At 72.5% G+C, this 25,572-nt stretch carries 21 protein-coding genes and 1 pseudogene; 11 read left to right on the top strand and 11 right to left on the bottom strand.

Annotated elements, in window-relative coordinates; all coding sequences use genetic code 11:
* Positions 1-108: 108 nt before the first annotated feature.
* Both uvrA and AY578_RS29885 read left to right on the top strand, forming a co-directional pair.
* Positions 109-2,577 (top strand): excinuclease ABC subunit UvrA, encoded by a 2,469-nt coding sequence (gene uvrA, locus AY578_RS29880; protein WP_215187824.1) that lies wholly within the window; start codon positions 109-111, stop codon positions 2,575-2,577.
* Between the two features lie 145 nt (positions 2,578-2,722).
* A complete protein-coding gene (locus AY578_RS29885) occupies positions 2,723-3,043 on the top strand; it encodes a DUF2795 domain-containing protein (protein WP_019521453.1) in 321 nt (106 codons plus the stop codon).
* 79 nt (positions 3,044-3,122) lie between these two features.
* Here AY578_RS29885 and AY578_RS29890 read toward each other — a convergent pair whose 3' ends face one another.
* Entirely contained in the window at positions 3,123-4,013 is an 891-nt protein-coding gene (locus tag AY578_RS29890) for a LysR family transcriptional regulator (RefSeq protein WP_215187825.1), read from the bottom strand.
* 203 nt (positions 4,014-4,216) lie between these two features.
* Between AY578_RS29890 and AY578_RS29895 the strand changes: the two genes are divergently transcribed.
* Positions 4,217-5,452 carry an MFS transporter gene (locus AY578_RS29895; protein WP_272919652.1) on the top strand — a complete coding sequence of 412 codons (1,236 nt, stop codon included), beginning with the start codon at positions 4,217-4,219 and terminating at the stop codon, positions 5,450-5,452.
* A 39-nt stretch (positions 5,453-5,491) separates the two neighbouring features.
* On the opposite strand, the gene AY578_RS29900 is transcribed toward AY578_RS29895, so the two are convergent.
* Positions 5,492-7,000, bottom strand: a complete 1,509-nt coding sequence (locus AY578_RS29900; RefSeq protein WP_215047910.1) for an AAA-type ATPase lid domain-containing protein — start codon at positions 6,998-7,000, stop codon at positions 5,492-5,494.
* A 173-nt stretch (positions 7,001-7,173) separates the two neighbouring features.
* On the opposite strand from AY578_RS29900, the gene AY578_RS29905 reads away from it, so the two are divergent.
* From AY578_RS29905 to AY578_RS29920, 4 genes are read left to right on the top strand one after another with little or no spacing between them, the layout of a single operon-like run.
* Entirely contained in the window at positions 7,174-8,175 is a 1,002-nt protein-coding gene (locus AY578_RS29905) for an amidohydrolase family protein (protein WP_019521449.1), read from the top strand.
* A 1-nt stretch (position 8,176) separates the two neighbouring features.
* Complete coding sequence (locus AY578_RS29910) at positions 8,177-8,959, top strand: metal-sulfur cluster assembly factor (RefSeq protein ID WP_215187826.1); 783 nt, start codon at positions 8,177-8,179, stop codon at positions 8,957-8,959.
* Positions 8,956-9,981 (top strand): NAD(P)-dependent alcohol dehydrogenase, encoded by a 1,026-nt coding sequence (locus AY578_RS29915; protein ID WP_019521447.1) that lies wholly within the window; start codon positions 8,956-8,958, stop codon positions 9,979-9,981. The genes AY578_RS29910 and AY578_RS29915 overlap by 4 nt, the downstream gene beginning before the upstream one ends.
* Before the next feature lie 37 nt (positions 9,982-10,018).
* Entirely contained in the window at positions 10,019-10,351 is a 333-nt protein-coding gene (locus AY578_RS29920) for a putative quinol monooxygenase (protein ID WP_258906367.1), read from the top strand.
* Between the two features lie 227 nt (positions 10,352-10,578).
* Here AY578_RS29920 and AY578_RS29925 read toward each other — a convergent pair whose 3' ends face one another.
* The 4 genes from AY578_RS29925 to AY578_RS29940 all read right to left on the bottom strand — a co-directional run bounded on the left by AY578_RS29925 (position 10,579) and on the right by AY578_RS29940 (position 14,023).
* Positions 10,579-11,598, bottom strand: a complete 1,020-nt coding sequence (locus AY578_RS29925; protein ID WP_019521445.1) for a DUF2891 domain-containing protein — start codon at positions 11,596-11,598, stop codon at positions 10,579-10,581.
* The gene (gene pcp, locus AY578_RS29930; RefSeq protein ID WP_019521444.1) at positions 11,598-12,248 is read right to left on the bottom strand and encodes a pyroglutamyl-peptidase I; all 651 of its coding nucleotides are present in this window, start codon (positions 12,246-12,248) and stop codon (positions 11,598-11,600) included. The genes AY578_RS29925 and pcp overlap by 1 nt, the downstream gene beginning before the upstream one ends.
* Before the next feature lie 84 nt (positions 12,249-12,332).
* A complete protein-coding gene (locus AY578_RS29935) occupies positions 12,333-13,307 on the bottom strand; it encodes a DUF979 domain-containing protein (protein ID WP_019521443.1) in 975 nt (324 codons plus the stop codon).
* Positions 13,304-14,023, bottom strand: a complete 720-nt coding sequence (locus AY578_RS29940) for a DUF969 domain-containing protein (RefSeq protein WP_026243305.1) — start codon at positions 14,021-14,023, stop codon at positions 13,304-13,306. The genes AY578_RS29935 and AY578_RS29940 overlap by 4 nt, the downstream gene beginning before the upstream one ends.
* 195 nt (positions 14,024-14,218) lie before the next feature.
* Here AY578_RS29940 and AY578_RS29945 point away from each other — a divergent pair, with 195 nt between their 5' ends.
* The 4 genes and pseudogenes from AY578_RS29945 (at position 14,219) to AY578_RS29960 (ending at position 18,073) form a co-directional block, all read left to right on the top strand.
* Positions 14,219-14,971 (top strand): LamB/YcsF family protein, encoded by a 753-nt coding sequence (locus AY578_RS29945; RefSeq protein ID WP_019521441.1) that lies wholly within the window; start codon positions 14,219-14,221, stop codon positions 14,969-14,971.
* Entirely contained in the window at positions 14,968-15,627 is a 660-nt protein-coding gene (locus AY578_RS29950) for a 5-oxoprolinase subunit B family protein (protein WP_136238340.1), read from the top strand. The genes AY578_RS29945 and AY578_RS29950 overlap by 4 nt, the downstream gene beginning before the upstream one ends.
* Positions 15,624-16,481 (top strand): 5-oxoprolinase subunit C family protein, encoded by an 858-nt coding sequence (locus AY578_RS29955; protein WP_136238339.1) that lies wholly within the window; start codon positions 15,624-15,626, stop codon positions 16,479-16,481. Before AY578_RS29950 ends, AY578_RS29955 begins: the two co-directional genes overlap by 4 nt.
* 319 nt (positions 16,482-16,800) lie before the next feature.
* A pseudogene (locus AY578_RS29960) lies at positions 16,801-18,073 on the top strand (YeeE/YedE family protein).
* 485 nt (positions 18,074-18,558) lie between these two features.
* Here the strand turns inward: AY578_RS29960 and AY578_RS29965 are convergent.
* From AY578_RS29965 to AY578_RS29985, 5 genes are all read right to left on the bottom strand, one after another.
* Positions 18,559-19,722, bottom strand: coding sequence for a M20 family metallopeptidase (locus AY578_RS29965; protein WP_215187828.1), 1,164 nt, complete (start codon positions 19,720-19,722; stop codon positions 18,559-18,561).
* Between the two features lie 29 nt (positions 19,723-19,751).
* The gene (locus AY578_RS29970; protein ID WP_258906371.1) at positions 19,752-21,065 is read right to left on the bottom strand and encodes an MFS transporter; all 1,314 of its coding nucleotides are present in this window, start codon (positions 21,063-21,065) and stop codon (positions 19,752-19,754) included.
* Positions 21,062-21,985 (bottom strand): polysaccharide deacetylase family protein, encoded by a 924-nt coding sequence (locus AY578_RS29975; RefSeq protein ID WP_019521435.1) that lies wholly within the window; start codon positions 21,983-21,985, stop codon positions 21,062-21,064. Before AY578_RS29975 ends, AY578_RS29970 begins: the two co-directional genes overlap by 4 nt.
* Positions 21,986-22,042: 57 nt before the next feature.
* Positions 22,043-23,635, bottom strand: coding sequence for an N-acyl-D-amino-acid deacylase family protein (locus AY578_RS29980; protein WP_237557105.1), 1,593 nt, complete (start codon positions 23,633-23,635; stop codon positions 22,043-22,045).
* Positions 23,636-23,833: 198 nt separating this feature from the next.
* Positions 23,834-25,528, bottom strand: a complete 1,695-nt coding sequence (locus AY578_RS29985; protein ID WP_161108802.1) for a PucR family transcriptional regulator — start codon at positions 25,526-25,528, stop codon at positions 23,834-23,836.
* Positions 25,529-25,572: the final 44 nt, after the last annotated feature.

The raw sequence follows: 25,572 nt of genomic DNA on the forward strand, positions 1-25,572 counted from the left end.
TCCGGGGCCGGCAGAGGGTGGGCGAGCCGGTCCGTGCCGGCTCGCCCACGCCGGAGCCGGTGACGCGCCCGTCGCGCGGTTCGGGGCGCGATCAGGTAATCAGGAGGGGTGAACGAGGACGCGACGGACCCCTTCGTGCATGTCCGGGGCGCCGGTGAGAACAACCTGCGGAACATCGATGTCGACGTTCCGCGCAACGCGATGGTCGCCTTCACCGGCGTCTCCGGTTCGGGCAAGTCCTCGCTCGCCTTCGGCACCCTTTACGCGGAGGCCCAGCGGCGCTACTTCGAGTCCGTGGCGCCGTATGCCCGACGACTGCTGCAACAGGCCGGCGCGCCGCACGTGCGGGAGATCACCGGACTGCCGCCGGCCGTGGCCCTGCAGCAGCGACGCGGGTCGCCCAGCTCGCGCTCGACGGTCGGCACCCTCACCACGCTGTCCAACCTGCTGCGCATGCTGTACTCCCGCGCCGGCACCTATCCGCCCGGCGCCGCACGGCTGGAGGCCGAGTCGTTCTCACCCAACACCGCGGCCGGCGCCTGCCCCGAGTGCCATGGACTGGGCGTCGTGCACGACGTCGCCGAGGACCTGCTCGTCCCGGACCCCTCGCTGAGCATCCGCGAGGGGGCGATCGCCGCCTGGCCGGGCGCCTGGCAGGGCGCCAACCTGCGCAGTGTCGTGAAAGGCCTGGGGATCGACATCGACCGGCCGTGGCGCAGGCTCGGCAAGAAGGTCCGTGACTGGCTGCTCTACACGGACGAGCAGCCCTCCGTGTACGTCGAGCCGGAGGAGGGCCGCGTCGACCACGGCTACCGGGGAACGTTCTGGAGCGCACGCAAGCACGTCATGCACGTCCTCGCCGACTCCAAGAGCGAGAGGATGCGCGAACGGGCGCTCCGGTTCGTCAGGAGTGTGCCCTGCCCCGCCTGTGACGGCAGCGGACTGCGGCCCGAGGCGCTCGCCGTGACCTTCGCCGGACGTTCCATCGCCGAGATCAACGCGATGCCGCTCACCGAGGTCGTGGCGCTGCTGCGGCCCGTCGCCAGGCGGTCCGAGGCCGACGCCACCACGTCGACCGCCCGGTCCGGGGAGACGACCGAGGTCGCGGTCCGGATCTGCGGTGATCTGGTCGCGCGGATCGACGTCCTGCTCGACCTGGGCCTGGGATATCTCAGCCTGGGGCGCCGCTCGACGACCCTGTCGCCCGGCGAGGCGCAGCGCCTGCGGATCGCCACCCAGCTGCGCTCCGGGCTGTTCGGCGTCGTCTACGTCCTCGACGAACCCTCCGCCGGCCTGCACCCGGCCGACGCCGAACCGCTGCTGGACGTACTGGACCGCCTCAAGGCGGCGGGCAACTCGCTGTTCGTCGTGGAGCACGACATGGACGTCGTCCGGCGGGCGGACTGGGTGGTCGACATCGGACCCGGCGCGGGCGAGGGCGGCGGCCGCGTGCTGTACAGCGGACCGGTCGCCGGTCTCGAGCGGGTCGGGGAGTCGGCCACCGCCCGGTATCTGTTCGGGCGCGCCCAGCCCCTCGACCACCGGCCGCGCACCCCGCACGGCTGGCTGCACCTGCGCGGCGTCTCCCGCCACAATCTGCGGGACGTGTCCGTCGACGTACCGCTCCGTGTGCTGACGGCGGTGACGGGCGTGTCCGGCTCCGGGAAGTCGACGCTGGTGACACAGGTGCTCGCCGAGGTCGTCCGCCGTCACCTCGGACTCACGCCCGAGGAACCCGGCGAGGCGCGTCTGGAGGTCGACGTCCAGGACGCGTCGGGGGTCGAGTCGTTCGACCGGCTGGTCCGGGTCGACCAACGGCCCATCGGCCGGACCCCCCGGTCGAACCTGGCCACCTATACCGGGATGTTCGATGCGGTGCGCAAGCTGTACGCGGCGACGGACGAAGCCAGGGCGCGGGGCTACTCGGCCGGGCGGTTCTCCTTCAACGTGCCCGAAGGGCGGTGCGAGACCTGTCAGGGCGAGGGGTTCGTCGCGGTGGAACTGCTGTTCCTGCCCGGCACCTACGCGCCGTGCCCGACCTGCCACGGCGCCCGGTACAACGCCGAGACGCTGGACGTCACCTATCGCGGCAAGAACATCGCGGACGTGCTCGCGCTGTCCGTCGACGACGCCGCCGCGTTCCTGTCGGAGGTCCCGGCCGCGTCCCGCAGTCTGGAGACGCTGCGCGAGGTGGGACTGGGCTATCTGCGGCTGGGTCAGCCCGCGACGGAGCTCAGCGGCGGTGAGGCGCAGCGCATCAAACTGGCCACGGAGCTGCAGCGCGCCCGCCGCGGGCACGCGCTCTACCTGCTCGACGAGCCGACAGCCGGGCTGCACCCCTCGGACGTCGCGCTGCTGCTGCGACAGCTGCACCGGCTCGTCGACGCCGGCAACACGGTCGTCCTCGTCGAGCACGACCTGGACACGATCACCACCGCCGACTGGGTCGTCGACCTCGGTCCCGGCGGCGGTGACGCGGGCGGACGGGTGATCGCGGCGGGTCCGCCGGCCAAGGTGGCGAGGGCCCGCCGCAGCGCCACCGCGCCCTATCTCGCGGCCCGGCTCGCACGCTCCTGACGCCGGCACCGCGACCGCGGATCCCCGGGTCCCGGAGCGGACCGGCAAACCGGTGAAATCCGGTGGGTGCGGGAGGTGAGTGAGCGCTCCTTGCCGGTTACCCGGGTGGCCCCAGATTCCGGATTCCGACGAGGGAGAAGGAGCCATGACGCACAGTACGAGCGCCCGGGACGTGGTGGAGGCCGTCAAGGATGTCGACTTCCCCGCCGGCAAGGACACGCTGATCGAAGAGGCGAGCCGGAAGGGCGCGCCGCCGGACGTCGTCAAGGCGCTGCGCGGCATTCCGGCCGAGCAGTACGCCAACCGCGAGGAGGTGGCCCGGTCGGTCCGTGTGGACCCCGACTCCGACCTGGGGCTGAGCCCGGCTCAGCGGGCCGAGCAGGCCCGGAAGGGCGGCAGGCCCGGACAGTCCCAGCATTTCCGCGAGGTGCCGAAACCGCCGGTCGAGGAGGAGCTGGACAGCTGATCTCGCAGCCGCACGGACTCCGCGGACCGCCGGTCCCCCGTGGCCGTGCGGGTACGAGGCGCACACGGTGGGCCGGGCGTCACAGGGCGACGACGTGGAGGTCGACCAGGTCGAGCAGCGCCCGCAGGGCCGAGCTGGGCCGCCGCGTCAACGACGTGCCGAGATGCATGCTCCAGCGGAGCTCGGTGCCGTGAACGTCCAGGACGTGCAGGCCGGGGGTGCGGGCGACGGCGAACGCGGGCAGGAAGGCGATGCCCAGACCGTGCCGGACCAGTGCCGCCCCCATGTCGATGTCGGGTACTTCCAGCGCCACGCGGCGTGCGACGCCCGCCGCCGCGAACGCCCGGTCGACCACCTCGCGATTGCCGTAGCCCGGCGGGAAGTCCACAAAGGGCTCCCCCGTGAGGTCCGCGAGTGTCAACTTGCCCCGCCGCGCGAGCGGATGGCCGGCGCTCACCACCAGGACGAGCGGCACGGTGGCCAGCTCCCGGGCGTCGATCCCGGCGGGTTTGCGCTCGGGCAGCGACAGGAAGGCCACGTCCAGGTCTCCGCCGAGCAGAGCGTGCGCCAGCCCCGCGGAGCCGGTCGTCGCCAGCCGCAGCCGCACGTCGATCGCGGGATGCCGCGCGTGCAGCTGCCCGAGGAGCGCCGGCAGGTCCACCACCTCGACCGAGGCCATCGCGCCCACGTTCACGGTGCCGCGCAGCGTGTCCTGCGCGGCGCGCACGGCGTCCTGGGCCGTCTCGGCGGAGCGCAGGGTGGCCCGGGCCTCCGGCAGCAGCGCCGCGCCCGCTCCGGTGAGCCGGACCCGCTGCGACGTGCGCTCGAACAGCGCGCAGCCCAGCTCACGCTCCAGGGAGCGGATCGCGGCGGACACGGCCGACTGCACCACGTGCAGGCGACGGGCGGCGCGTGTGAAGCTCAGCTCCTCGGCGACCGCGACGAAGTGCTCCAGCTGACGTAGCTCCACAGAAGAAGTATCTCTCGCATTGCTCGCACCCAGCAAAAACATTCGTTGGCATTGATCCTCGCTGGTGAGGAGGATGGAAAGCGTCATCCGCTTCCATCCGAGGAGGGGTACCCCTGCCTGCCGTACCGACGCCGCTGAGCCGTCCCGCAGCCGACGCTCCCGGCGGCCCGACCCCACAGATCCAGGTACGCGCCCCCGCCGGCCTGCCGCCCCGCGCCCCCGCGCGGCGCCGGGCCTCGCACGCGACCGGCTTCTGGTTCGTGGCGGTGGCCTTCACCGCGCTGATGGCCTTCGGTACCGCGCCGACCCCGTTGTGGCCGCTGTACGAGGCGCGGGACCACTTCGGCGCGACCACGGTCACGGTGGCGTACGCCTCGATGGTCGTGGGTGCGGCGGGCGCCTTCCTGGGACTGGGGCACCTGTCGGACCGGCTCGGCCGGCGGCGCATCGTCGTCCCGGCGCTCCTGGTCGGGATCGTGGCGTCGCTCGTGCTGATCGTGTGGCGGGACCTGCCGGGGCTGATCGCGGGCCGGGTCCTGAACGGTGTCGGACTGGGGCTGATGGCCTCGACCGCGACCACGTATCTGCACGACCTCCACCACGAGGCGCGTCCGGAGCGGACGGGTTCCGTGGTGCCCGGCATCGTGGCCACCGCCGCCAACCTCGGCGGCCTCGCCTCAGGCCCCCTGATCGCCGGAGCCGTCGCCGAGTGGCTTCCCGCGCCCCTGATCACCGCCCAGGTGATCTTCACGCTCGCCATGGCGGTGTGCCTGGCGCTGGTGCTGTGCACCCCGGAGACCGTGCACCCCGAGCCGTCCGCGGCCCGACCGCCCAGCAGGTTCGTCCTGCGCCCCGGCGGCCGACGGGCGTTCGGCGCGGCCGGCGCGCTGGGCGCCTTCGCCTTCGCGATCCTCGGCCTGATCTCCTCCCTCGGGGCGAGCGTGCTGCACGGCAGTCTGCACACCGACTCGCACCTCGTGGTCGGCCTGGCGGCCTTCCTCATGTTCGGTTCCGCGGCGGCCGCCCAACTGGTGCTGGGCCGCCTCCCGCTGTCCCGGCTCCTGACCGTGGGGGCAGTGGTCTTCCCGGCCGGGCTGCTCCTGTGCGCCGTCGCCCTCCACCACCCGGTGCTCTGGCTCTACCTGGTCGCCGTGTCCCTGTCGGGAGCCGGCTCCGGGCTGCTGTTCAAGGGAGGCGTCGAACGGGCCGGTTCCGTGGCCGAGCCCGCCTCGCGCGCGGGGGTCCTCGCCGTGTTCTTCGTCGTCGCGTACCTGGGGATGGGCCTGCCGGCCGTCCTGTTCAGCATGGCCCTGCGGTACGTCGCCGTGCAGACCGCGATGATCGGTTTCGCGACGGTCCTCTCCTGCGGCGCCGTCGTGTCGGTGATCGTCGCGCTGCGGGATCGCGCACCCGGTCCCGGCGAACTCCCCGCGCAGTGATCCGTTCACTTCTCCTGACCAGGGACGGGTCGTCCCTGGTCAGCGGGTACGGGAGGGGATGGTGATGTCGTACTGGGCGATCTTGCGGTAGATGGTCGCCCGGCTCATGCCGAGGGCGTCCGCGGCCTGCGCCACCGTGGTGGCCGGTTCGGTGAGACACCTGATGATCTCGTCCCGTTCCAGGGCCTGGATCCGGCTCAGCCGATGAGGCGTGCCGACGAAGACCTCGCCGGGGAGGTGCCGGAGGTCGACGACATCGGTGCGGGAAGCGGCGTCGCACACGATCCGCCGGAGCTGCCTGGTGTTCTCCGGCCAGTGACAGGTGGTCAGCGCCTGGGCGGCCGCGGGGGAGAAGGTGACGGGACGGCCTCGGAGCCCGCGCGCGAAGTGGTCCGCCAGGGGAAGTATGTCGTCGGGGCGGGAACGCAGGGTGGGGGCCTCCACCACGGCGCCGACCAGTGAGCGCAGGGCCTGGGGGATGCTCGCGTAGTCCTCGGCGGTGATGACGGCCGGGTGCGGGTACGGGTGCTGGCCCGTGGTGTTCCCGCGCGCTCCGCCGGAGAGCAGCTCGGCCAGGTCCTCGGCTGCCCACGCGGGCAGGGTGTGGACCCCCGTGATGATGACGCAGGTGTCTGTCTTGGCCAGCTCCGGAGCCCAGATCCTCGTCCACGGCGTGATGTCGCCGGGCAGCGGGGGACGGGCGCACAGAATGCGTTCCCGGGACCGCACCTGCCGCCGGGCGAGGGCCGCAAGGGTCGACTTGCCCGTTCCCGGCTCTCCCACCACGGCGAGGAGCCGGCCCTCGGCCAGGGCGGTACGGGCTTCCGCGACCGCGTCCGTCCAGCGTGAGGAGAGGACGGGGGGCGGGTTCCCCGGCCGGGCCCGGTGCGCGAACACCTGGAACACCTCGCCGCGAGGAGCCGGACGCGGCTTCCTGCCGGTGGTGCGGGCGAGCATCAGGGCGGCCGTGTTCCCTGCCGCCGCCTGCGCCAGCGCCAGGAGCAGCTTCGACGAACGGTCCGACCACGTGGTGAGGTTGACGCTGCCCGCGAGTTCCCCGGTGAGGGGGTCGAGCACGGGTACCGCGGCGCAGGTGTACTGCCGCAGGAGGGTGCAGTAGTGCTCCTCGGCGCGTACCAGCGAGGGTGCGCGGTCGGCGAGGGCGAGGCCCATCCCGTTGGTGCCTGCGTTGCTCTCGGAGAAGGAGAAGCCGGGGGCGAGGTTGACCCGGTCGAGGGACCGGCTGACCGAGGAGTCGCCGCACAACCGGAACAGCACCAAGCCGTCGCTGTTGGTGAGTGTCATGCCGACCGGTTCGCCGGCCAGCGTGTCCTTGAGCCCCTGAAGCACCTCGTGGCCGCATTCGTAGAGCAGGGACTCGGTGTCCACCGTGCCCGTGAAGTCGGGCCGCAGGTCCTCCGGAGTCAGGCCGTACCGTCGGCTGCGCTGCCATGACGCCTGCAGACGGGGCGTCAGCAGGGCTGTCTCTGCGGCCGTCGCCTCGTCCCCGTGGCGGGCGACGGGCGCCGGAATGCGGTTCTGGTCCACTGCGGCCTCCACACTGAGCCCGTGCGTCGATCTGCGCACAGGCTACGACGGGGGTGCCGGCCGGCGTTCCCCGCCGGCTGTCTCAAAGTGAGACAGCACGAGCCTGCCCCGCTGCCGGGACTCTGCCTAACGTCGCTCTCCGGAACACGGTCGTCACCGGGACGGAGACCGACATGTACGCCAAGGACGGCGAGAACTACTTCATCGTGGACGCGCACGTCGCACTGTGGGACGCGCGCCCCTCGAACCAGCTGAACATCCACGGCAAGCAGTTCATCGACTGCTTCTACGACTATCACCGCAACCTCAGCCCGGAAGCCGAGCTGTGGCCGTACGAGGACTTCCTCTACTACGGCGGCCGGCGCCTGATGAAGGACCTCTTCGACGACGGGCACGTCGACCATGCGATCTTCCAGCCCGCCCATCTCGGAGCGTTCTTCGACAGCGGCTTCGGCCAGGCCGAGGAAGCCTTCGCGCTGGCGCAGCAGCACCCCGACCGGCTGACCTACAACCACTGCTGGGACCCGCGTCTCGAGCAGAAGGGGATCGAACAGCTCCGCCGGGACGCGGCGCGTTTCGGGCTCAAGGGCGCCAAGCTGTACACCGCGGAATGGCACGGCGACTCACGCGGCTACAAACTCGACGACACATGGTCGTACCGGTATCTGGAAGCAGCCCAGGAACTGGGCATCAAGAACATCCACATCCACAAGGGTCCGACGATCCGGCCGCTCGACAGGGACGCGTTCGACGTCGCGGATGTCGACAAGGCCGCGAGCGACTTCCCGGAACTGAACTTCGTCGTCGAGCACTGCGGACTGCCCCGTCTCGAGGACTTCTGCTGGATCGCCACGCAGGAACCGAACGTGCACGCCGGTCTCGCGGTCGCCATGCCCTTCATCCACCGCCGTCCCCGGTACTTCGCGCAGATTCTCGGCGAGCTCCTGTTCTGGCTCGACGAGAACCGCATCCAGTTCTCCAGCGACTACGCGCTGTGGACGCCCCGCTGGCTGATCGAGAGGTTCGTCGACTTCCAGATCCCCGAGGACATGCAGGGGGAGTACCCGCCGATCACCGTGGAACAGAAGAAGAAGATCCTCGGGCTGAACGCCGCTGCCCTGTACGACATTCCGGTCCCCGCCGAACTCGCCCTGGCACAGCCGGCGGGGGTGTGAGATGGCCGCGCACGCCCCGGCGCGCGAGAAGCGCGCCACGACGCTGGAGGAGCGGGCCCGGCAGGCGCTCGCCGAGGTCCTCGACCCTGAGCTGGACGAACCGATCACGGACCTCGGTTTCGTACGGTCCGTCGAGGCCGACGGCGATCACCGGCTGACCGTGCACCTGCGGCTGCCGACCTCGTTCTGCGCGCCGAACTTCGCCTACCTCATGGCGTCCGACGCGAAAGACGTCCTGACGGCCCTGCCCGGGGTCGGCACGGTCACGGTGCTGCTCGACGACCATCACGACTCGGACCTGATCAACCGCGGACTGGCCGCGGACGCCGGCTACCGCGGGACCTTCGGAGCCGAGGCGGACAACGACCTCGAGGAACTGCGGCTGATCTTCCGCCGCAAAGCCCATGCCGCCGCGATGGAACGCGCGCTCACCGCGCTGCTGCGGCAGGACGCCTCGCTCACCGAGGAACGACTCCACGGCATCGTGCTCGGCGATCTGCCGAGCACCGAAGCGACCCGCGCGCTGCTGCAACGCCGCGAGGCCCTGGGACTCGGCACAGCACCGTCCGACCCCGTCATGGTCGACGACCATGGACTGCCCTACCAGGCGGGCGAGATCCCGTTGCGGCTGCGCTTCGCCCGGTCGGTCCGCCTGTCGATCGACGGCAACGCGCACTTCTGCCGAGCCCTTCTGCGTACCCGCTACCCGGACGCCGCCCACGACCAGTCGCCCCGCCAGGAAGACAGCACACTCATCACCCCCGAGAAGGAGCACACCCCGTGAAGGCAGTCCAGGTCGTCGGATACCACCGCAACCTCGAGCTGGCAGACGTACCGTCCCCCACGGTCACCGGCCCGTACGACGTGATCGTGAAGATCGGCGGGGCCGGCGTCTGCCGCACCGATCTGCACATCCTCGAGGGCCAGTGGGCCGAGAAGTCGGGCGTCACGCTGCCGTACACGATCGGGCACGAGAACGCCGGCTGGGTGCACGCCGTGGGCAGTGCGGTCACCAACGTCGCCGAGGGCGACAAGGTCATCGTCCACCCGCTGATCACCTGCGGGCTGTGCCGGGCGTGCCGCTCGGGCGACGACGTGCACTGCGAGCAGAGCCTCTTCCCCGGCATCGACACCGCCGGCGGTTACGCCGAGTACCTCAAGACCTCCGCCCGCAGCGTCGTCCGTATCGACGACTCCCTGGAACCCGCCGACGTCGCGGCGCTGGCCGACGCCGGTCTCACCGCCTACCACGCCGTGGCCAAGGCCGCCCGCCGTCTCCGCCCGGGCGACCGGTGCGTGGTCATCGGCGCGGGCGGACTCGGACACATCGGCGTGCAGGTCCTCAAGGCGCTGACCGCCGCCGAGATCGTGGTCGTCGACCGGAATCCCGACGCGCTGAAGCTGGCCCTCTCGATCGGGGCGGACCATGGCGTCATGAGCGGCGGCAACCAGGTCGAGGAGGTCCTCGCCCTCACCGGCGGGCGCGGAGCCGAAGCCGTGATCGACTTCGTCGGCGAGGGCGGCGCCACGCGCGACGGCGTGCGCATGCTGCGCCGTGCGGGCGACTACCATGTGGTGGGCTACGGCGAGAACATCGACGTACCCACCATCGACATCATCTCGGCCGAGATCAACTTCATCGGAAACCTGGTCGGGTCCTACAACGACCTGTGCGAACTGATGGTGCTCGCGGCTCGGGGCAAGGTGCGGCTGCACACCACCGCATACCCCCTCGACCGCTTCCAGGACGCCCTGGACGACCTCGACGCCGGACGGGTGCGGGGCCGGGCCATTCTCGTGCCGTGAACGGATCGCCGACCGATACGCCTCAGGGAGACCCCCCATGATCTTCATCACCGCCAAGTTCCACGTTCTGCCCGAACACGCCGACGCCTGGCCGGACATCACCCGCGAGTTCACCCAGGCCACCCGCGCCGAGCCCGGATGCCTGTGGTTCGACTGGTCCCGCAGTGTCGAGGACCCCACGGTCTACGTGCTGGTCGAAGCCTTCCGCGACGACGAGGCCGGCGAGGCCCACGTCACCTCGGACCACTTCACCAAGGCACGGAGCACCCTGCCGCCCCACCTCGTACGGACCCCGGAGATCGTCAACGTCACGGTTCCGCAGGAGGGTTGGTCACTGCTCGGGGAAATGGCCGTTCCGGCACGGGACTGAGGGGGAACCGCCTGCCCGGCAGGCAGTTCCGGGCGGCCCCCGCCCGAAGCGGTCCGCCGCCCCTGCGGAGCCGCGAGGCTCTTCAAGGCGGCGTTGGCCGGGAAGCGGACGAAGCCCGCTTCCCGGCCAACGCCGCCTCATGACACCGCCGTTCGGCTGGCCGCGGGAAGCCCGGGGACGCGGCGGACGCGGTCCCGCCTCGGCGGACGACCGGCCGCCGAGCGGCGCTACACCGGCACACCATGTCCCGCGTCAAGAGCCAGCGCGGCGAACGTGGCCAGCCAGTGGTCCGTGGTGAAGTCGCCGCGCCGCACCGCGGGCAGGCCCGCGGCGAGGTGGGCCCCGGCCGCCTCGGCCAGGCGCGTGCGGACCGGGCCGTCCGGCAGCGCCGCCGCGATCGAGCGCAGCGCGGCGGCCCTGCTGAGGGCGAGGCCCAGCAGATGCCCGATCTGCGGGTCGGCGTGGTCGGAGACCACCGGGACCTCCAGCAGCGGGCAGGGCGCGCCGGAGCGCAGCGCGGGCAGAAAGCGGTCGAGCCACTCGGCGAACCGCTCCCGCTCCAGCACCCTGCGCATCGCGTCGGCCTCGGTCAGCGCCGGGGACAGGAAGTCCTGCCCGGACGGCTCCCAGTGCGCGGGCGCGTCGTGGTCGTCGGCGAACCACGCCAGCAGCCGTTCTCGTACGGCCTCGGTGGTCGCGTCCGACACCTCCCCGGCGTCGAGGATCAGCCCCAGCGCGAAGGCGCTGTTGGGATGGTTGCCGTGGCGCACGGGGTACGTGGCCTTCGGCAGCCAGTCGGCCAGCAGCCGGTCGACGGCGGCGACCCCCGGCGCCAGCGCCTCGGCCCAGCGGGCGCCCGCCGCGCCTCCGTACGCCCGGCACTCGGCGGCGAGCGCCACCAGCCAGGCCCAGCCGTACGGGCGCTCGAAGGAGGGCCGGCCGAGGAGGTAGGCGGCTTCGGCGGCGATGTTCTCCGGGGTGAGGTGCCGGTCCAGTACGGCGATGGCCGGCGCGGTGTCCGGGAACGCGGCCGTTCCCCCGTGGCGGCGCAGCAGCCGGACGAGCAGCCAGTGCATGTGGACCGAGGAGTGCCAGTCGTAGGCGCCGTAGAAGGCCGGATGCAGGGCGCTCGGCCCGACGTTCTCCTCCGGTGAGCTCACCAGGTGCGCGGGGAAGTTGGGGTACTCCCGGGTGATGTTCGCGAGGGCGAGCCGCGCGAAGCCGGCCGCGTACGCGGTGAGCGGCATCAGTGGGTGGCTCCCTCGGTGACCTTCAGGTCCTGGTCCGCGGGCGTGTTGACGGCGGCGACCAGCAGGGCGCGCACCCCCCGGGCGACCGTGGCGGGCTCCAGGGCCGGGGAGGCGCCGTCGGTGACCTGCTCGGGCGCCCAGGGGACGTGCACGAAACCGCCGCGCACGTGCGGGAACTCGGTGGCGATGAGGTGGCCGAGGCCGTAGGCGATGTGGTTGCAGACGAACGTGCCGGCGGTGTTGGAGACGGCGGCCGGGACGCCGGCCTCGCGCATCGCGGCGACGCAGGCCTTCACGGGCAGGGTGGAGAAGTACGCGGCGGGGCCGCCCGGGACGACCGGTTCGTCGATGGGCTGGTTGCCCGCGTTGTCGGGGATACGCGCGTCGTCGACGTTGATGCCCACGCGCTCCACGGTGACGCCGGGGCGGCCGCCCGCCTGGCCCAGGCAGACCACCAGATCGGGGGACGAGGTCCGGATGGCGTCGCGCAGCGCGTCGATGGACTCGCCGAAGACGCAGGGGAGTTCGGTGGCGGTGACCGTGAGCCCGGCGGGCGGCTCGGCGGCCACGAGGGAGGCCGCCTGCCAGGACGGGTTCACGCTCTCGCCGCCGAAGGGGGCGAAACCGGTGATGAGCACGCGGGTCATGGCGTTTCCTTTACGAGTGGGACGGCCCTGCGGCCGGGGCAGGGCCGTCCGGGGGCGACGGGTGAGGCGAGGGATGACGGTGGCTCAGAAGGCGAAGAACGCCATGATCACGGTGCAGCAGACGAGCAGCGCGAGCGCCGTCGGGATCTGCGCCTTGATCGGTCCGTACTGGTCCTTCAGCTCGAGCAGCGTGGCCGGGACGATGTTGAAGTTGGCGGCCATCGGGGTGCAGAGCGTGCCGCAGAAACCGGCCAGCATGCCGATCGCGAGCACGGCCGGAATGTTGCCGTGCATCTGCTCGATGAGGACCGGCCAGCCGATCGCCGCGGTCATCACGGGGAAGGCGGCGAAGGCGTTGCCCACGATGACGGTGAACAGGAACATGCCCAGGCAGTACGCGATCACCGCGAGGTACTTCGAGTTCTCCGGCAGCAGGGTGTTCACGATCTCGCCGACCTGGGTGCCGACGCCGGCCAGCGCGAAGATCGAGCCGAGCACCGCCAGGAGCTGGGGGAGCAGCAGGGCCGAGCCCATCGCCTCCAGCATGGAGCGCCCCGAGTGAAGCGGGACGGAGACCTTCTTCTCACCGGTGACCAGCATGCCGACGACCAGCGCGACGACGCACCCGAGGCCGAGCCCGAGGAGCGTGGCCTTGCCCGTCTCGAACAGGCCGGACTCGTCGAGCACGGAGGCGCAGACGATGGCGACGAACGGGATCGTCAGGGCGGGGATGAAGATCTTGCTGCCGAGCCGGACCGCGGAGGCCTCACGCTGCTCGGCGGTCGTGGTGACCGGGACGCCCTTGCCGAGGAAGTTGAACCCGGCGAGCACGATCAGGGCCAGGACCGCGACGCCGAGCGGTTCGGCGGGCAGCCGCCAGGCGGCGGTGCCCGGCTCGACGGTGGCGACCCCGGTGCCGTACGGGAAGGTCAGCCCGAGCAGGCCCCAGAACGCGGCGGAGGTCCACCGCTTGGGGTTGGTGCGGTCGGCCGCCATCTGCACGGCCATGACGACGAAGACGAGGCCCACCAGCCAGTAGAGCCACTCGACCTTGATCACTTGTCGGCCCCCTTCGGAAGCGGCAGGTCGTGCTCGGCGGAGGCGAGCGCCATCTCGCGCTCCAGCTGCCTGTCGAGGAGCAGCAGCCGGGCACCGTGGATGACGAAGGCGCAGACGGCGAGCGGGACCGCCCACAGGGCCAGCTCGGTCGGCTCGATCTCCTGCCCGTACGTCGAGTTCACGAAGCCGGTGATCAGGAGGATGGAGCCGATCGCGATGAAGCAGTCCTCGCCGAAGAAGAGGCCCACGGTGTCGGACGACGCCGCGTAGGAGCGGACCTTCTCGCGCATGCGGCCGGTCAGCGAGGTGTTCAGCTTGCGTTCGGCGGCGGCCTCGGCCATGGGCGCGACGAGCGGCCGCACGGTCTGCGCGGGACCGCCGATGTTGTTGAGGCCGAAGGCCGCGGTGATCTGACGGACGAGCAGGTAGACCGTGAGGAAACGGCCGGCGCTCAGCTTGCCGAGGCGGCCGATGAGCCTGCGGGCCTGTTCGCGCAGGCCGTAGCGCTCCAGAAGGCCGATCACCGGCAGCACGATGGCGAAGACGGTCACCGAGCGGCTGTCGGCGAAGGACCGGCCGAAGGCCGCGAGGACCTCGAGCGGGTCCATCTTGCCGAGCAGGCCGGTGACGATGCCGGCGACGCCGACCACTAGGGCGGGATTGCGGCGTGTGACGAATCCGAGGATCACAACGACCACACCGAGGAGAACGATCATGCGGTGGCCTTCTTGAGGCGAATGGGGCAGGGCACCAGAGACGGCACGGATCCAGGATGTCGGAATCCGTGAGGGATACACGGACCTTAGGGGATCGTTGAACGATGGAACAAGGGGCTGATTCCAGGTCGTGATCGCGGGCGGCGAGAACGGCCCCCTTGTTGGATCGTTCAACGATCGTCTAAGTTTCCGGACGTGATCGATCTCAACGCAGACCTCGGTGAAGGCTTCGGCCGGTGGACCCTCACCGACGACGAAGCCCTCCTTTCCGTCATCACCAGCGCCAACGTCGCCTGCGGCTTCCACGCGGGCGACCCGTCGGTGATGCGCCGCGTCTGTGACCTCGCCGCCGAGCGCGGGGTGCGGATCGGGGCGCAGGTCTCCTACCGCGACCTGGCCGGCTTCGGGCGGCGCGCCATGGACGTGCCCGCCGACGAACTCGCCGCCGAGCTGGCGTACCAGATCGGGGCGCTGCGGGTCTTCGCCGAGGCCGCCGGGGCCGAGGTGGCGTACGTCAAGCCCCACGGCGCGCTCTACAACCGCACCGTGCACGACGCCGAGCAGGCCGCCGCCGTCGTGGCGGGTGTGCGGCTGGCCGGCGGGTCGCTGCCGGTGCTGGGTCTGCCCGGCTCGCAGCTGCTCGCCGCCGCCGAGGACGCGGGGCTCACCGCCGTGCCGGAGGCCTTCGCGGACCGCTCCTACACCGCCGAGGGCACGCTCGTGTCGCGCCGCGAGGCGAACGCGGTGGTGACCGACGAGGACGCCGTGGTGCGGCGCGCGCTGGCGTTCGGCGTGGACGGCGCGATCGAGGCCGTCGACGGTACGACCGTCACCGTGGCCGCCCGCTCGCTGTGCGTCCACGGCGACACCCCGGGCGCGGCCCGCATGGCCGCCCGGGTGCGCGAGGCACTGGAGAAGGCCGGGGTCGAGGTCGGGGCGTTCGCATGACGGAAGGCCGGCTTCTGGACGTGCGCCCCGCCGGGCGCCATGCGCTGCTCGTGGAACTGCCGGACGCCGAGCGCACCGGCGACCTCCTCGCCGAACTGCTGCGGCGGCGCGCGGCGGGCACCCTGCCGCCGGTCGAGGAGATCGTGCCGGGAGCCCGGACCGTACTCCTCGACGGCGTGAAGGACCCGGAGGAGTGGGCCCGGCGGCTCGCCGGCTGGGACGTGCCGTCCCGGACCGAGGACGACGGGGAACTCGTGGAGATCCCCGTGCGCTACGACGGACCCGACCTGGCCGACGTGGCCGCCCGGTGGGGCATCGGCCCCGACGAGGTCGCCGCCCGGCACTCCTCGTACACCTACCGCGTCGCCTTCTGCGGCTTCGCTCCCGGGTTCGGCTACCTCACCGGCCTGCCCGCGGAACTGCACGTACCGCGCCGCGACACGCCCCGCACCCGGGTCCCGGCCGGAGCGCTGGCCCTCGCGGGTCCCTACAGCGCCGTGTACCCGCGCGCCACCCCCGGCGGCTGGCAGTTGATCGGCACCATGCCGGACCCCGCGCCGCTGTGGGACCTCACACGGGAGCAGCCGGCGCTGCTCACACCGGGCACGCGCGTGCGCTTCGTCCCGGAGGGCGGTACGGGGGGCGGTGCGGCATGACCCCCAAGCTCACCGTCGTACGCTCCGGCGCCCTGACCACGGTGCAGGACGCGGGCCGACGCGGCCACGCCCACCTGGGAGTTCCGCGCTCCGGCGCCCTGGACGCGCCCGCGATGCGACTCGCCAACCGCCTGCTCGGCAACGCCCCCGACGCCGCCGTCCTGGAGACCACCCTGACCGGCTGCGCCGTGCGGCCCGACCGCGCCGTCACCGTCGTGGTCGGCGGTGCGCCCTGCCCGGTGACGGTCGACGGCCGGCCCGTGCCGTGGGGAGCGCCGGTACGGGTGCCCGCGGGCGCGGTCCTGGACGCGGGCCGGGTGACCGCGGGCGTGCGCTCGTACGTGGCCGTCGCCGGCGGCATCGCGGCCGAACCGGTCCTCGGCAGCCGCTCCACGGACCTCCTCTCCGGGCTCGGCCCGTCGCCCCTGCGCGACGGCGACGTGCTCCCGGTGGGCGACCCCGGCCGGGAGACGGCCCTTCCCGGCGCTGCGCCCTGGCCGGCGCCGCCCGCCGAACTCACCCTGCCGGTGCGGCTCGGCCCCCGCGCCGACTGGTTCACCCCCGCCGCGCTGCGCACTCTCACCTCGGCGACGTACCGCGTCTCCCCGCACAGCAACCGCATCGGCCTGCGCACCGAAGGGCCGCCGCTGGAGCGCGCGTCGTCCGGCGAGCTGCCCAGCGAGGGCATGGTGCTCGGCGCGGTGCAGGTGCCGCCGGACGGACGGCCGGTGGTGTTCCTGCACGACCACCCGACGACGGGCGGCTACCCGGTGATCGGGGTCGTGGCGGAGTCCGCACTGGCGGCGGCGGCCCAGGCGGTCGTGGGCACACCGGTGCGCTTCATACCGGGATGATCGTCCGCCGGCGGTTCAGCTCACGTGCCCCGGGATTCCCAGCGGCGGATGTGTGGCGCATGCAACGTTCACATGCTGAGATCGGGTTCTGACTTGTTGAAATCCGATCATATTCTGGAGCCATGTCCGCACCCGCCCGCCTGCTCTGCCTCGCCCTGATGGCGAACTCGGCGTGGTGCGTCGACGACGGCCTCTGTCGCCGCTGAGCCGTACCGGCCGGTCCCCCCGCCGCACGCCGCCGCCGGGCCGCGGCGTCCCCCGACCCGGCCTCCCGCACGTGTCGTGCCCCACCCCGACTCGTACCTCTCGGAGTCCACCTGTGACCATCGCCCCGTCTCCCCAGGCGGCGAAGACCGCCGCGCTGCTGTCCCCGTCACCCACCTCCGTCCCACGGCCGCCGGCACCTCCCGCGCCGCCGGTGCGCCGCGGCCCCCTCGTGGTGTCCGGGCTGCTCGCCGCGGCACTGACCGCCTATGTGTGGACCACCCACGGGGCCAAGCCCGGCGTCCTGCTGCTGCTCGGCCTCGGCCTGGGCATCGCCCTGTTCCACTCCCGCTTCGGCTTCACCTCCGCCTGGCGGCAGCTGATCGCCGTCGGCAACGGCGCCGGTCTGCGGGCCCACGCCCTCCTGCTCGGCACCACGGCGACGCTGTTCGCCCTGATCATCGGCACGGGCACCGGACTGTTCGGCTCCGTGCCGGCGCCCTCGGCCGGACCCCTGGGCGTGGGACTGCTGATCGGCTCGTTCGTCTTCGCCGTCGGCATGCAGCTCGGCGGCGCCTGCGCCTCCGGCACCCTCTTCGCGGTCGGCTCCGGGCAGACGTCGATCCTGCTCACCCTCGGCGGCTTCATCGGCGGGGCGACCCTGGCCGCCTGGCAGTTCGACCTGTGGAAGGACCTGCCCGCGCTGGAGCCGGTCGTCATGGCCGACCACATCGGCTGGTTCGGCTCCTGGGCGGTGACGATCCTCGCGCTCGCCGCCATCGTCCTGGTCACCCGTCGTGTCCAGGCGCCGTAACCCCCGCCCCTCGGCGCCGTGCCCTCCGCGCAGCGCGCCCGCGTGCTGCGCCGGTTCCTGGCCGCTGGCCGTCGGCGCCCTGGCGCTGGCCGTGCTGGGCGCCGGCGTGCTGCTCGTCTCCGGCGGCGCGTGGGGCATCACCAGCGCCTTCAGCCTGTGGGGATCGGAGCTGGTGGGAGCGCTCGGCGGTCACCCCGAGCAGTGGACCTGGTGGCAGAAGCCCGGGAACAAGGAGATGCTCGCCGGGTCGGTCCTCGCGGACAAGACCAGCCTCACCGACATCGGCATCATGATCGGCGCGGCGGTCGCCGCGGCGCTCGGCGGCACGTGGGCACTGCACCGCGGCGTGCCGTGGCGCACGGCGGTCGCCGCGGTGCTGGGCGGCGTGCTGATGGGCATCGGCGCCCGGCTGGCGGGCGGCTGCAACATCGGCGCCTACCTCGCCGGCATCGCCTCCGGCAGCCTGCACGGCTGGATCTGGGGCGCCACCGCCCTCCTGGGCACCTGGGCCGGCCTGAAGCTGCGGCCGCTGTTCGGCCTGGGGAACCCCAAGCCGGGAGACGGGGTCTGCTGAGGGAAGGCCGCCGCGACGCTCCCCGCCTTCCACGGCCGCAGTCGCCTGCCGTCGTGCGGGGGTGCCGGCCGCACGATCCGTAGGGGATGCGGCAGTCACAGTGAGGGGGCGGGGGCATGGCCATCGGCGGCCGTCCTCCCCCGACCGAAGGAGCAGGTGGGCGGGCGAGGTGCCGGCCGCCCACCGATGCGGTCGGCCCCCGCTCCATGGGTGCCCTGGTCCCAGGTGAGGGACCGCTTCAGATGGGCCGGCAGGGTCCGGACGGAACGGCCGGCCACGCAAGACGCTCGATGGGGAAACCCCGGCCGAGCGCCTCGCCAAGCTCCTGGCCACAGCCAGTTGATCACTGTGTCGCGACGACCCCTGGAATCCGCCGGGTTGAGTTCGGCGGCGACGGCGTCCAGGTGCCCGCGGGTATGGGCGGACAGTCCGGCGCGAGCGGGTGGCTTTCTTCGGGCCTCCTCAGACGCGGCGGGGGCCGGTCGTCACCGCGTCGCAGTCAGCGCGTGGAGCAGTGCGGCGGCCAGCGCCGTGCGTTCGGTCATCCCCCCGAGGCTGATGTGCTCGCCCCGTGCGTGCGCCCCGTCGCCCACGGCGCCGAAGCCGTCGAGTACCGGCACACCGAGCGCGGCGACGAAATTGCCGTCGCTGGCCCCGCCGACCTCACACTCCGCGAGATCCACACCGATGTCCGCCGCCAGGCCGCGGGCCAGCGCGAACAGCTTTGCCGTGCCCTCGGAGCGCTCCATGACAGGCCGGTTCCACTCACCGCTGACGGTGACGGTCGCCCGGGGGTCCGCGGGCGCCACGGCGGCGAGTGCCGCGTCGATCCGGTCGGCCTCGGCCTGGGTACGCACCCTGACATCGAGGTGCCCGACCGCCGAGCCCGCCGTGACATTGGTCCGCGTCCCGCCCGTCACGACACCGACGTTGACCGTGGTGCCGGCCTCGTGGTCGGTCAGACTGTGCAGCGTCAGGACGACACGGGCCAGCTCGTCGACGGCGCTGACCCCGCGCCTCGGGTCGAGGCCCGCGTGGGCCTCGACGCCGGTGACGTCGACGCGGAAGATGCCGACGCCCTTGCGCGCGGTCTTCAGGGCGCCCGCCGCGCTCGCCTCGAAGACCAGGGCGGCCCCGGCTCCCTCGGCCGCCGCCTCGATGACCGGCCGGGAGACCGGGCTGCCGATCTCCTCGTCCCCGTTGAGGACCAGCCGGACCGGCGGCCTGGACAGGCCCGCCTCGGCGAGGACGCGCAGCGCCCACACCGCCTGCACCAGGCCGGCCTTCATGTCGAAGATTCCGGGACCGGTGGCCCGGTCGCCGTCGACGCCGAACGGCCAGTCGGCGAGGGTGCCCTTGGGCCACACGGTGTCGTAGTGGGCCAGGACGAGCACGGGCGCGGTGCCCTCGCCCGGGTAGTCGTACACCCGTACGTCGCCGTACGCGCCCCCGCCGGTGGTACTGACCGCGGCGGGTTCGCCGAGCCGTTCGCGCAGCCAGGCGTCGATACGGGCCAGCCCGGCCTCCAGGAGGGGCCTGTCGTCGCTGGGCGTCTCCAGCTCGACGTAGTGGGCCAGGTCCTCCAGCATCTCGCCGTGGTGCTTCGCCACCCGTTCCAGCAGGGCGGCGGTGTCCGTGTGGGGCGCCATGACTGTCTCTCTCCGATCGCGGCCAGGGATCATGCGATCTGCCGGTCCTTGGTCTCCGGCATCGTGCTGTAGACGGCCGCGCCGATGAGGGCGGCCGCCGCCACGTAGACCCAGACCAGGTCCGCGTGGCCGTTCGTGCTCATCCAGGTGGTCATGTACGGGGCCGTGCCGCCGAACAGGGCGACGGACAGGGCGTACGGCAGACCGATGCCGGTGGTGCGGACCTCCGGCGGGAACTGCTCCGCCATGACGACCGCGCAGTTGGCCGAGTAACCGATCATCAGCACCAGGCCGATGATCTCGATGAGGAGCAGCCCCCAGAAGCTGTCGGCCAGGAAGTGGAAGGCGGGCCAGGCGAAGAGGAGGATGCCGACGGCGAACGCGGTCATGGTCGGCTTGCGGCCGATCCGGTCGGACAGCAGCCCGCCGAACGGCAGCAGGACGATGAAGACGGCCATGGCCACGGTGTTGGCGAGCAGTGCCTGGTTGAGCGGGATGCCGGTGGTCACATGGGCGTAGGACGGCAGGTAGCTGACCCACACGTAGTAGACGAGGGTGCCGGCGACGGTGATCCCGGCGACCCGGAGAGCGGCGCCCGGGTGGTCGCGGACCATCGCCACCACCGGGTTCACGCGCTGCCGTCGCCCGGCCTCGGACCGGATGAACGACTCGGTCTCGGGCACCGAGTGCCGCAGCCACAGCCCGACGAGGCCGAGCATGGCGCCGATGGCGAACGCCAGACGCCAGCCCCAGCTGTGCAGGGCGCCGTCGTCGAGGGTGGAGGTCAGCACGGTGCCGAGGAACGAGGCGATCAGCGCGCCCGCGCCCACCGAGACCTGCTGCCAGGACCCGGCGAACGCGCGCCGTCCCTTGGCGGCGGACTCCACCAGGAAGGCGGAGGACGAACCGAACTCGCCGCCCGCGGAGAAGCCCTGGACCAGTCGGGCGAGGACCAGCAGGAGCGGGGCCGCGACGCCGATGGCCGTATAGGTCGGACAGACCGCGATCGCGAGGGAGGACCCGGCCATCAGGGCGATGGTGAGGGTCATGCCCTTCTTGCGGCCGTGGCGGTCGCTGTAAGCGCCGAGCACGGCACCGCCGATCGGGCGCATGACGAAACCGACGGCGAAGACGGCGAGGGTGGCGAGCAGGGCCGCCGACCCGTTGTCCGGAGGGAAGAACCGGTCGGCGAGGATCGGCGCGAACGTCGCGTAGACGGCCCAGTCGACCCACTCGACGGTGTTGCCGACGGCGCCGGCCACGATCGCCTTGCGCTGCGAGCGGCTCAGCCTGTGTTCGTCCTGCCGGGGCGGGCCGCCGGGTCTGCTGTCGGTGACGGTCACGGGGTCTTCTCCTGCGGCGCGGTGCCGGCCGCCTGGTCGAGGACGTACTCGGCGATCTGTGCGTGGGTGGCGTACCAGACGTCGGAGCGCGCGGAGATGTGCTCCAGCAGTTCGGACAGGACCGCCATGCGCGAGCGGTGGCCGATGATGTGCGGATGCATGGTGAGCTGGAACAGGCCGCCTTCGGCGTACGCCTGGTCGAACTCGTCCTTCCAGATGGACAGCACCCCGCGCGGTGGCGTGTACGGCCTCAGGGAGCCGAAGCGCTCCATCATGAAGTACGGGGCGTCGTCGCGGATCCACTCCACGGGGATCTCGACCACGCCGGTGGGTTCGCCGCCGGCGAGCAGTTCGTAGGGCTCGTCGTCCGCCATCAGCGACGAGTCGTACACCAGTCCCAACTCCCGCGTGATCGCCAGGGTGTGCGGGGAGAAGTCCCAGGAGGGCGTGCGGATGCCCACCGGCCGGGTGCCGGTGAGCCGCTCGAGGGTGTCGGCGGCGCGCAGGGTGAGTTCCCGTTCGGCTTCGGCGGGGATCTGGGTGTTGCGCTCGTGGATCCAGCCGTGCAGGGCGACCTCGTGGCCGTGCTCCACGTAGGAGGCGGCCTCGCCCTCGTGCAGCAGCGCGGACACGGCGGGGACGAAGAAGGACGCGGGCGCCTGGTGCCGCTGGAGCAGCCGCAGGATACGCGGAACGCCGACGCGTGCGCCGTACTCGCCCTGGGCGAGCTTGCCCGGCAGAGTCTCGGCGTCACGCAGCGGAATGGTCTCGTGGTCGGAGTCGAAGGACAGCGCCACGGCCACCCGGGCGCCGCCCGGCCATGTGCTCGGGCTCAGCGAGCGGCCGGCGCGGACCCGGTCGACGTGACCGCGCCAGGTCGGCTCGTCCCACTGCCAGGGCGGGGGAGTCTGTTCGGACATGACGTACCTTCCGGAAGTTCGGTGCTCGAGTCGGGGGGATCGCGGATCGCGGCAGTATCAGGCCGCGGGTGTGAGCCGGCGGCCGCGGCGAGGCCCGGTGTACGTCCGGCCGTCGACCACCATGGCGCCCTCCTGCATCACCCACGCGATGCCGCTCGGCGGACGGACCGGGTCGCGGTAGTCGCACTCGTGGTCGATCGTCTGCGGATCGAAGGCCACCAGGTCGGCGATCAGGCCCTTGGCGACACGGCCGCGCTCGGGGATGCGGAAGACCTTGGCCGGCAGTGAGGTCATCCGGCGCACGGCCTCGCCGAGCGGGAGGATGTGGTGGCGCCGTACGTACTCCGCCAGCACCCGGGGGAAGGTGCCGAACAGCCGGGGGTGGGGCTTGCCGCCGTTGCCGGGGGGCAGGCCGTCGGAGCCGACCATGGTGTCCTCGTCGGCGAAGGCCGTGCGGACGTCCTGCTCGTCCATGGAGAACAGCACCATGGTGACGTGCAGTTCCTCCTCGCGCAGGATGCGGATGAAGGTGTCGAGCGGCAACTCGCCCGAGGCGCGGGCCAGTTCCGCGACGGTCTGGCCCTCGTAGCGGTGGCTGGCGGTGGTGGAGACCAGGATGCCGTCCCAGCCGGCGCCGTGCAGGTGACTGTCCCAGCCGGGCAGGCCGGACTCCATCATCATGGCCAGGCGGCGGCGCTGCTCGGCCGATGCCAGCCTGGCCAGCACACCCTCGTCGCCGTCGGCGAGGAACGGTGGCGGAAGCAGCGCGGTCAGCATCGTGGCGCCGGCCGTGTAGGGGTAGATGTCCTTGGTGAGGGACAGCCCGGACTCCGCGTACTGATGGATACGGTCCAGCGCGGCCGGCATCCGGCCCCAGTTGCTGCGGCCGTTGGACTTCAGATGGGAGATGTGAACCCGGCATCCGCCTTCGGCGCCGATCCGGGCGCTTTCGTCGATCGAGGTGAGCAGTGAGGCACCCTCACCGCGCATATGGGTGGTGTAGAGGCCGTCGGCGCCCAGGTGCCGGGCCAGGGCGACGAGTTCGTCGGTGTCGCTGAAGACCGCCGGCGGGTACACGAGTCCGCTGGACATACCGAAGGCGCCGCCTTCCAGCGCGAGGTCGAGCTCGCGGCCCATCAGGCGCAGCTCGTCGGCGTCCGGTGTGCGGTCGGCCATGCCGAGCACGGCGATGCGCAGTGTGCCGTGCCCGACCAGCGGGGCCCAGTTGGTCACATGGCCGTGCGCGTCCGCGATCCGGGTGAACTCGGCCCACGTGGACCAGGCGAACTCCATGGGCGGGAAGATCCGCTGGGTAAACGAGGCGAACGCCGCCACGGAGTCGGCGCGGGTCGGCGCGAGCGAGAACCCGCAGTTGCCGGTGACCTCGGTGGTGACGCCCTGGAGAATCTTGGAGGTCTCGTCCTCGGGCAGCAGGGCCGCGTTGTCGGCGTGGGAGTGGACGTCGATGAACCCGGGGGCGATCACCAGGCCGGTGGCGTCCACCGTGGGGATGTCACCGGCCGCGACGGCCCCGGGGGCCTCGACGGCGGCGATCCGGCCCGCCCGGATCAGGACGTCCGCACGCACGGGCTCGCGCCCGCTGCCGTCGGCCACGGTTCCGCCGCGGATCAGCATCTCGTTTCGGGGCAAGTCGGGTTCCTCCTGACAGGACCGGCGGTGGCACCGGCAACGGCCCCGTCCGGGGCGTCACCGGCGGGCGGGGAGAGCCGGGCACCGGCAGGGGCCCGGCCCACGGACCGGTCTTGCCGGGGCGTCTGCGCCCTGCCGGTCAGTCTGCGGGCGCCCGGTGTCCGGTGTCCTTGTAGGCCAGGACGAAGTTCCCGGCGGTCACTTGTCGCCCGCGTCAAGGGCGGCGGCCCGTACCGCGCGCAGCCGGAGTTGCAGATGGGCGAGGAGCACGGCGTCCGCATCGCCGAAGTCCAGCCCGCTCACCTCGCGGATGCGCCGCAGCCGGTAACGCAGCGTGTTGACGTGGATCTGCAAGCGGGCCGCCGCGTCGTCCGCGACACCGGCCGAGGCGAGATAGGCCGCGAGCGTCCCGGTCAGTACGCCGTGCTCCCCGTCGTGCTCGGCGAGCCGGTGCAGCGGACCGGTGGCGTCGGGGAGACCGAGGGATTCGGTGGCGTCGGCCAGTTCCAGCAGCATGGCGGTGAGCGCCACGTCCTCGAGGGTCGCCACCCGGGAGCCACCGGCGGCGGGATGCCGCAGAGCCCGCAGCGCCGCGTCCGCCTGGGCCCGGGCCTGCGTCACACGCGCCGCGGACTCGGCCGGCCCGCCGACGGCGACGACATGGCCGCCGGCCAACGGGGAGCGGGACAAGAAGTCCCGGGCCAGCGCGCGGGTGCCGTCCAGCGCCTGCGACGGACGCGAGCGGGGCCAGGCCAGCAGGGCGTACACGGCGTCGTTGCCGCACACGGTGGCGGCCGAGGGATGTACGGCCGCCAGGTGCAGGGCGAGCACGTTTTCAAAACGGCGCCGCTCCGCTGCCGCGGCCGCGTCGGCTCCGGGGCTCCTTCCCCCGGCATCCGCCATGGGTGGCGCGGCCGCCAGTACGCACAGCGGACCCGTGTCCAGGTGCAGTTGTCCGGCCGCGTCCGCTCCGGCCGGTCCCCCCGCCAGAACGGCCGCCGCCAGCTCCGCGCGCTGCTGCCGTGCCCAGCTGCTGGAGGCCCGGGTGTTGACCAGGTGCAGGGCGACGAGAGGGGCGATCTGCTCCAGCCGACGCGCGAGGTCGTCGGTGAGGGGCCGCGGGACGGCCGCCCACACATAGCCGACGACTTCCGCGCCGGCCCGCACCGCCATGGCGGCACGCGACAGCATGCCGGGAGCGACAGGTTCGATGTGGACCGGGCCGCTGGAGGCGTGCAGGCGGGCGAAGTCGCCGCGGGCGCGCAGTTCGTCCAGCCAGCGGTGGTGGACGGCACGGCCGAGGATCGACTCCACGCGCGCCTCGTCGGCGCCGCGCTGCCCGGTGGACCAGGCGAGCACGGCCGCGGAGCGGTCCTCGACGGTGACCGGCGCCTGAAGCATCTCGGCGATGGTGTTGGCGATGCTGAACAGATCGCCGCCGACGCCGTCCCGCGACCGACGGCTGTCCCGTGAGTGATCCAGCAGCCGCTCCCGGATCATGGAGGCGACGTGCATCCAGGACGCGTCCGGATTGACCTCGACCACGGCGACCGGACTGTCCTCCAGCCCGTCCGGCACGGGGCCCTTCAACGCGAGCACCGCGGCACCCGCCGCCTGCATGGCCCGTACCAGCGTGGCCGCGTCCGCGCGGTGACCGTCCCACCCGGCGCCGGCTTCCGCGGCCTCGCCCGGCCGGCCGGGACGTCGCAGGCCGGCGGGTGACAGCCCGACGCCCAGGACGACGCACCCGCGCTCCAGCTCCGCCCCCGCGGCCGGGTCGTGAATGACGACGCCGGTCAGGGGCCGGTCCGCGCCGGGGCCCTCGACGGCCATCCGCAGCAGCGTGGGTCCCATCTCCGCCACCAGCCGCCGTGCGGTGAGCCCATGATCCATGAGCGCATCGTAGGCGCCCCTCGCGTCCTGTCGTCCGCGACAAG

Source organism: Streptomyces thermocarboxydus (assembly GCF_024760485.1).
GTDB classification, from domain to species: Bacteria; Actinomycetota; Actinomycetes; order Streptomycetales; family Streptomycetaceae; genus Streptomyces; species Streptomyces cellulosae.

Coding starts and splice junctions, on each gene's coding strand:
- AY578_RS29885 (WP_019521453.1), top strand. CDS start 2,723: ATGACGCACAGTACGAGCGCCCGGGACGTGGTGGAGGCCGTCAAGGAT.
- AY578_RS29905 (WP_019521449.1), top strand. CDS start 7,174: ATGTACGCCAAGGACGGCGAGAACTACTTCATCGTGGACGCGCACGTC.
- AY578_RS29910 (WP_215187826.1), top strand. CDS start 8,177: ATGGCCGCGCACGCCCCGGCGCGCGAGAAGCGCGCCACGACGCTGGAG.
- AY578_RS29920 (WP_258906367.1), top strand. CDS start 10,019: ATGATCTTCATCACCGCCAAGTTCCACGTTCTGCCCGAACACGCCGAC.
- AY578_RS29925 (WP_019521445.1), bottom strand. CDS start 11,598: ATGCCGCTCACCGCGTACGCGGCCGGCTTCGCGCGGCTCGCCCTCGCG.
- pcp (WP_019521444.1), bottom strand. CDS start 12,248: ATGACCCGCGTGCTCATCACCGGTTTCGCCCCCTTCGGCGGCGAGAGC.
- AY578_RS29940 (WP_026243305.1), bottom strand. CDS start 14,023: ATGATCGTTCTCCTCGGTGTGGTCGTTGTGATCCTCGGATTCGTCACA.
- AY578_RS29950 (WP_136238340.1), top strand. CDS start 14,968: ATGACGGAAGGCCGGCTTCTGGACGTGCGCCCCGCCGGGCGCCATGCG.
- AY578_RS29955 (WP_136238339.1), top strand. CDS start 15,624: ATGACCCCCAAGCTCACCGTCGTACGCTCCGGCGCCCTGACCACGGTG.
- AY578_RS29965 (WP_215187828.1), bottom strand. CDS start 19,722: ATGGCGCCCCACACGGACACCGCCGCCCTGCTGGAACGGGTGGCGAAG.
- AY578_RS29975 (WP_019521435.1), bottom strand. CDS start 21,985: ATGTCCGAACAGACTCCCCCGCCCTGGCAGTGGGACGAGCCGACCTGG.
- AY578_RS29985 (WP_161108802.1), bottom strand. CDS start 25,528: ATGGATCATGGGCTCACCGCACGGCGGCTGGTGGCGGAGATGGGACCC.